This is a genomic window from Cellulomonas sp. IC4_254, from assembly GCF_011603975.1.
In the GTDB taxonomy this organism is placed as follows: domain Bacteria; phylum Actinomycetota; class Actinomycetes; order Actinomycetales; family Cellulomonadaceae; genus Cellulomonas.
This window is the reverse complement of the sequence record NZ_JAANNB010000205.1, coordinates 1-6,661: the sequence shown is the minus strand read 5'-3', so window position 1 is coordinate 6,661 and position 6,661 is coordinate 1. Positions and strand designations below refer to the sequence as shown.

The following is a 6,661-nucleotide window of genomic DNA, read 5'->3' as shown; positions in this document are numbered from 1 at the left end:
CTGACCCGCGGCCGCGGGCGGGGCGACCGCGGGTCAGGAGGCCGGCGGGCCCAGCGGGGTGGCGGCCAGCGCGCGGGCCACGCCCACCAGGTTCTGCGCCATCGCGCGACCGGTCGAGTGGCTCCAGTCGTGCCCCTCCTCGGTGCCGGAGTAGTCCGGTCCCGGGCCGGGCCCGCGGTTCCAGTAGGTCCACGACTGCGGCGGGATCGTGAACCCGATGTCGACCAGCCCGCCCTGGATCTCGGAGATCACGTGGTGCGCGCCGTCCTCGTTGCCGGTGACGACCACCCCCGCGACGTGGTTGTACGCCACCGGCCGGCCGGCGTCGTCGGTCTCGGAGATCATCGCGTCCATCCGCTCCAGCATCTTCTGGGCGACCGACGACGGGTGGCCGACCCACGTCGGGGTGGCGACGACCAGGATCTCGGCGTCGAGGACCGCGCGGCGCACCGCCGGCCACTCGTCGGCGCCACCCAGGTCGGACTCGACGCCGGGCGGGATGTCGTGGTCGGCCAGCCGGATGGTGCTGACCTCGACGCCGTGGCCCTCCAGGGCCTCGACGACGACGCGCGCGAGCTGCTCGGTGTTCGACGGCTGCGGCGACGGCTTCAGCGTGCAGTTCAGGACGACGGCTCTCATGCCCCCACGCTCCCCCCGCGCCCGCCGTCCGGCGACCCGGCGCCGCGCGCCATCGGGCCGCGCGCCTCGGCGCCGCGCGCCGGGGCCGCGGGCCCGCTCCCGCGCGCTCGTCTCCGTCGCCGAGGTAGGACCCGCGGGCCGAGATAGGGCCGGAGACGGTCCTATCTCAGCCGGGAGGCCCTATCTCGGCGACGGTGCGCGGCCGGGCGGGGCCGCGTCGGCGGCGCGCCGGCGAGCGGGGTCGCGCGTGCGGCGGCGCGGGCCGAGGCGGGTGCGTCGCGGCGCCGGCGCCGGCCGGGTCAGGCGACCGGGGTGTCCCGGCGGCGGGGGAGCGTCGGGCGCGCCGGGCGGCGGCCCGCGGCCCGCTGCGACGCGTCGCGCGGCTCCGGCCCCGGCTCGTGGCCGACGCCCTCGGTGGCGTCGGCGTCGTCGGCCCGGCGCGACCCGCCCGAGCGGGCGGGGTCCTCGGTCTCGAGGTCCGGGTCGGCGTCGGGGGCCTCGCCGCCGCCGGGCACCGCGGTGCTGCCCTCGGCGAGCTGCGGCATCATCTCCTCGAGCCGCGGCCGCCAGCCGGCGTACCGCTCGGGGAAGCACCGGCGCAGCAGGTCGAGCATCGCGGACGCCGCGGTGGACGCCCCGGGCGAGGCGCCGAGCAGGCCGGCGATCGAGCCGTCGGCAGCCGTGATCAGCTCGGTGCCGAACTCCAGCACGCCGCCGCCCTTGCCGCGCTTGATCACCTGCACGCGCTGGCCGGCGGTGATGAGCTCCCAGTCCCGCTCGCGCGCCGTCGGCATGAAGCCGCGCAGCGTGCGCATCCGGGCGTCGCGGCTCGCGAGCACCTCGGTGATCAGGTACTTCAGCAGGTCGAGGTTGTGCAGGCCGACCGCGACCAGCGGGACCAGGTTGCCCGGGCGGACGGTGCGGAGCAGGTCGGTCCACGAGCCGGCCTTGAGGAACTTCATGCTCCAGCCGGCGTACGGGCCGAACATCAGGGCGGGGCTGCCCGCGACCACGCGGGTGTCGAGGTGCGGCACCGACATCGGCGGGGAGCCGACGGCGGCCTTGCCGTAGACCTTCCCGCGGTGCTGCGCGACGAGCGCCGGGTCGGTGGTGCGCAGGAACTGGCCGCTGATCGGGAAGCCGCCGTAGCCCTTGATCTCCGGGATGCCGGCGTCCTGCAGCAGCCGCAGCGCGCCGCCGCCGGCGCCGATGAACACGAACCGCGCGTCCAGCGTCGACCGCTTCGGGCTGGCGTTCCACGCCCGGTCGACCAGGTGCAGCCGCCAGCCGCCGCCGCGGCGCCGGCTGATCCGGCGGACCTCGTGCTGCAGCCGGACCCGGGCGCCGCGCGCCACGAGGTCGTCGACCATGCGCCGGGCCAGGGTGCCGAAGTCCACGTCGAGGCCGTCGAGCGCGCGGGTGGCCGCGACGGGCTCGTCCGGGTCGCGGTCCGCCATGACGAGCGGGGTCCAGGACGCGATGATCGCGGGGTCCTCGGAGTACTCGAGGTGCGCGAACCGCGGGTGCGCGGTCAGCGCGGCGTGCCGGCGGCGCAGGTAGTCGACGTCGGCGGCGCCGCGCACGAACGTCAGGTGCGGCACGGGCGAGCGGAACGAGTCGTCGGGCAGCCGCCCCTCGGCGCGCAGGTGGTCCCACAGCTGGCAGGACAGCGCGAACTGCTCGTTGATCGTCACCGCCTTGGCGATGTCCACGGAGCCGTCGGCGCGCTCGGGGGTGTAGTTCAGCTCGCAGAGCGCGGCGTGCCCGGTGCCGGCGTTGTTCCAGGCGTCGGTGCTCTCCAGGGCGATCCCGTCCAGCCGCTCGACGATCTCGATCCGCCAGGAGGGCTCGAGCTCGGAGAGCAGGGTGGCGAGCGTGGCGGACATGATCCCGCCACCGACCAGGACGACATCGACCGGCTCGACAGTTGAGGGCACGACTCGATGGTAACCAGCGCGACGGCGTGGTCGTGCATCATCCTCGACGGGTGGGCGCCAGGGACGATCGTCCCGAGGGGCGACGGCGCTCCGTTCGGCGTGCGAGGTCCCCGGGCTGGTGCCAGCGTGGGCCCATGAGCACCGACGACACCACGCAGAACGGCTACGACCCCGCTGAGGACCCGGACTCCGACCCGGAGATGCTCAACCCGCGCACCGGCACCCAGGCGGCCGGCGGCGACGAGGGCGACCCGGACACCGACGCGGAGCCCGACAACCTGAACCCGCGCGCGGACGGCGCCGACGGCGGCGCCGCCGACACCCCGTGAGGCAGCTCGACCGCACGCTGCTCGACTCCTACCTCGGCGACCACCTCGCCGGGGCGCAGGGCGGCAGCGCGCGGTTCGGCCGCATGGCGGAGGCGTACGCGGACACGCCGCTGGGCCCCGCGCTCGCGCGGATCGCGCAGGAGGTCACCGACGAGCGCGACTGGCTCCGCGACACCGCGTACCGGCTCGGCGTGCGGCCCTCGGTGGTCAAACGCGTGGGCCTCGCGGTCGTCGAGCGCGCCGGCCGGCTGAAGCCCAACGGCCGGCTCTCCGACCCCTCGCCGCTCACCGCGGTCCTGGAGCTGGACCTGATGCGGGCCGCGGTGACCGCGAAGCGCGGCCTGTGGGAGACGCTGCACATCTGGGCCGACGAGCTCGGGCTGGACGAGGCGCGCCTGCAGCGGCTGCTCGACCAGGCGGACGACCAGATCGCGACGCTCACCCGGCTGGGCCAGGTCGCGCGCGAGCAGGCGTTCGCCGAGCACGGGGAGCCCGGTCAGCCGGCCGGGTCCGAGGAGGCGCGGTGAGGGTCGTCGTCATCGGGGCGAGCGGCAACGTCGGCACGGCGGTGCTGCGCCGGCTCCGCGACGACCCCACCGTCACCTCCCTGGTGGGCGTGGCCCGGCGCGTGCCGCGCCGGACGCCCCCGCCGCCCTACGACACCGCCGACTGGCACGGGGTCGACATCGGCGAGCGCGGCCCGGACGGCCCCGTGGTCGAGCGGCTGCGCCGGGTGTTCGCCGGCGCGGACGCGGTGGTCAACCTCGCCTGGCTGATCCAGCCGAGCCACGACCGCGACCAGCTCCGGCGGGTCAACGTCGACGGGATGCGCCGCGTCCTCGGCGCGGTCGTCGAGGCCCGCGTGCCGCACCTGGTGGTCGCCTCGTCCGTCGGCGCGTACAGCCCGTCGTACTCCGACGAGCCGCGCGACGAGGAGTGGGACACCGGTGGCGTCCGGTCGTCGGACTACAGCGTCGACAAGGTCGCGGTCGAGCGGCTGCTGGACGAGGCCGAGCTGCGCCACCCGACCCTCACGATCGCGCGGCTGCGCCCGGCGCTGGTGTTCCAGCACGCCGCCGGCCACGAGATCAAGCGGTACTTCCTCGGGCCGTTCGTGCCCGCGGGGCTGCTCGACAACCGGCTGCCGGTCCTGCCCTGGCCCGCGGGCCTGCGGGTGCAGGCGGTGCACGCCGACGACCTCGCCGACGCGTACCGCGAGGCGGTCGTCCGGCAGGCGCGCGGCCCGTACAACATCGCCGGGCCCGGGGTGATCCGGGCCGCCGACGTGGCGGACGTGCTCTCCCGCGGGAGATGGCGCGAGGTGCCGCACGCCCCCGTGCGGACCGCGCTGCAGCTGGCGTGGCACGCGCGGCTGGCGCCCATCGGACCCGGGTGGTTCGACCTGGCGGCGTCGGTGCCGGTCCTCGACACCGAGCGGGCGGAGCGGCAGCTCGGGTTCCACCCGCGGTACACCGGGGTGCAGGCGATGCGGCAGCTCGTGGCGGGGATCGCCCGCGGCGCCGGGACGGCCAGCCCGCCGATGCGGCCGCGCTGACCGCGCGGGGTGCCGTGCCCGGGGCCGCCCGGGCACGGCATGCTGGGGGCATGCCCGACGCCCAGGCCCCCCGGCTCGTCCTCGGCGACCCCGCCGCGCCCGTCACGATCACCGAGTACGGCGACCTCGAGTGCCCGTACTGCCGGGATGCCGAGCCGGTGCTCCGGCGGCTGGTCGAGGAGTCGGACGGCGGGGTGCGGCTCGTCTGGCGGCACTTCCCGCTGTTCCAGGTGCACCCGCACGCGCTGATCGCGGCGCTCGCGGCCGAGGCCGCCGCGGAGCAGGGGCTGTTCTGGGAGATGCAGCGGCTGCTGTTCGCGCAGCAGGACCGGCTGGCCGAGCCCGACCTGCGGGCCGCCGGCGCGCGCCTCGGCCTGGACCCCGCGGCCGTCGCGGGCGAGGGGGCGCAGCGGTTCGCGGACCTGGTCGAGGCGGACTACGTCGGCGGGCTCGGCCTCGGGGTGCGCGGCACGCCGACGCTGCTCGTCCAGGGCGAGCGGTACGCCGGCCCGGTCGAGCTCGCCGCCCTGCGCGCGGCCGCCGCGGCGGCGACCCCGGCGCGCTGACGCCCGGGGCGCCGCCGCGTCCCCACCCGATCGTCGCGCGCTCACCCTGTCGTCCCGGTGGCGGCGCGACGATCCGGTGGCGATGGACCTGGAGACCAGGACGGGCCGACCGGGACCCGGCGATCAGGACCAGTCGATCAGGACCCCGCGACCCAGGGGCGCGGCGGCAGGCCGGTCGGCAGGTCGTCGTCGGGCGAGCACAGCGGCAGCCGGTCGCCCAGGATCCGCAGCAGGATCGTGCCGAGCACCGCGGCGATCAGCGAGCCGGCGAGGATGCCGATCTTGGCCTGCTCCACGAGCTCGCCCTCGAACGCCAGCTCCGCGATGAACAGCGAGATCGTGAACCCGATCCCGGCCAGCACCGCGCCGCCCAGCAGGTGGCCCCAGCGCACCCGGCCCGGCAGCCGGCCCAGCCCGGTGCGGATCGCCAGGGTCGCGGCGCCGGTGATGCCGAGGGTGTTGCCGGCGACCAGCGCCACCGCCACGCCGATCGTCACCGTGGACGTCGCAGCCGCGCGCAGGGCCTCGGGGTCGAGCCGCACGCCCGCGTTGGCCAGGCCGAACACCGGCACGATCACGAACGCCGACCAGGGGTGCAGCAGCCGCTGCAGCCGCTCGCCGGCCGGCACCGTGGCGCGCGCCGCCAGCTCGGCGAGGTGCTCCCGGTCGGCGGTGGGCTCGGCGACCAGGCCCTCGGTCCACCGCGGCACCTGCTCGACGTGGTCCCGGGCCATCGGGCGCGACGGCAGCAGCAGCCCGACCAGCACGCCGGCCAGCGTCGCGTGCACGCCCGAGGCGTTCACCGCGAACCACAGCGCGACGCCGATGACCGCGTACGGCGTCAGCCGCCACACGCCGAGCCAGCGCAGCACCAGCAGCGCGAGCACCAGCGCCCCGGCGACCCCGAGCGCCGCGGTGTCCACGCCGTCGTTGTAGAACACCGCCATCACCGTGATCGCGCCGATGTCGTCGACGATCGCCAGCGTCAGCAGGAACAGCCGCAGCCGGTCGGGGCACGCGGGGCCGAACAGCGCGAGGATGCCGACCAGGAACGCCGTGTCGGTCGACATGACCACGCCCCAGCCGTGCGCGGCCTCGGTGCCGGCGTTGAACAGCAGGTAGATGAGCGCCGGGACCGCGAGGCCGCCGAGGGCCCCGAGCGCCGGCACCGCGACGGTTCGGCGGTCGCGGAGCTCGCCGCTGGTGATCTCGCGGTTGATCTCCAGGCCGACGACGCAGAAGAACACCGCCATCGCGGCGTCGTTGACCCAGTGGTGCAGGCTGAGGTCCAGCCCGAACGAGCCCAGGTGGAAGCCGGCGGACGTCGACCACAGCGCGTCGTACGAGTCCGCGAGCGGCGAGTTCGCCCACACCAGCGCGAGCACCGTGGCGCCGAGCAGGAACACGGCGCTGCCCGCCTCGGTCGCGAGGAAGTCGCGCACCGACGGGCTGACGGAGGGCAGGCGGACCCGCAGCGGCGGGCCGGGAACGGCACGGGTGGGCTCGGCGGCGTCCGTGGCCACGGGCGGCTCCCCTCGCGGTCGGTGACGGGCGGCTGACGAGGGGCCGGACCCGGCCCCGACGTCGGACAACGCGGTGGGCAGCGCCAGTATGCCGAGCCGGGGCCGCCGGACG

At 76.4% G+C, this 6,661-nt stretch carries 7 protein-coding genes; 4 read left to right on the top strand and 3 right to left on the bottom strand.

The features are described from left to right. Window positions 1–33: 33 nt before the first annotated feature. Both G6556_RS16090 and mqo read right to left on the bottom strand, forming a co-directional pair. Window positions 34–639, bottom strand: coding sequence for an NAD(P)H-dependent oxidoreductase (locus G6556_RS16090; protein ID WP_166943708.1), 606 nt, complete (start codon window positions 637–639; stop codon window positions 34–36). A 299-nt stretch (window positions 640–938) separates the two neighbouring features. Beyond that, window positions 939–2,576 carry a malate dehydrogenase (quinone) gene (gene mqo, locus G6556_RS16085; protein WP_346774944.1) on the bottom strand — a complete coding sequence of 546 codons (1,638 nt, stop codon included), beginning with the start codon at window positions 2,574–2,576 and terminating at the stop codon, window positions 939–941. 134 nt (window positions 2,577–2,710) lie between these two features. On the opposite strand from mqo, the gene G6556_RS16080 reads away from it, so the two are divergent. The 4 genes from G6556_RS16080 to G6556_RS16065 are packed head-to-tail and all read left to right on the top strand — an operon-like array spanning window position 2,711 to window position 5,026. Next, on the top strand, window positions 2,711–2,905 hold the full coding sequence (locus tag G6556_RS16080) for a hypothetical protein (RefSeq protein WP_166943706.1): 195 nt from the start codon (window positions 2,711–2,713) through the stop codon (window positions 2,903–2,905). Beyond that, entirely contained in the window at window positions 2,902–3,432 is a 531-nt protein-coding gene (locus tag G6556_RS20300) for a hypothetical protein (RefSeq protein ID WP_166943703.1), read from the top strand. The genes G6556_RS16080 and G6556_RS20300 overlap by 4 nt, the downstream gene beginning before the upstream one ends. Continuing rightward, window positions 3,429–4,460: an NAD-dependent epimerase/dehydratase family protein gene (locus G6556_RS16070; RefSeq protein WP_166943700.1), complete on the top strand. Its 1,032-nt coding sequence runs from the start codon at window positions 3,429–3,431 to the stop codon at window positions 4,458–4,460. Before G6556_RS20300 ends, G6556_RS16070 begins: the two co-directional genes overlap by 4 nt. A 50-nt stretch (window positions 4,461–4,510) precedes the next feature. Beyond that, window positions 4,511–5,026, top strand: a complete 516-nt coding sequence (locus G6556_RS16065) for a thioredoxin domain-containing protein (RefSeq protein WP_166943697.1) — start codon at window positions 4,511–4,513, stop codon at window positions 5,024–5,026. Window positions 5,027–5,163: 137 nt separating this feature from the next. Here the strand turns inward: G6556_RS16065 and nhaA are convergent, their stop codons facing one another. Beyond that, window positions 5,164–6,549, bottom strand: a complete 1,386-nt coding sequence (gene nhaA, locus G6556_RS16060; RefSeq protein ID WP_166943694.1) for a Na+/H+ antiporter NhaA — start codon at window positions 6,547–6,549, stop codon at window positions 5,164–5,166. Between the last annotated feature and the right edge of the window lie 112 nt (window positions 6,550–6,661).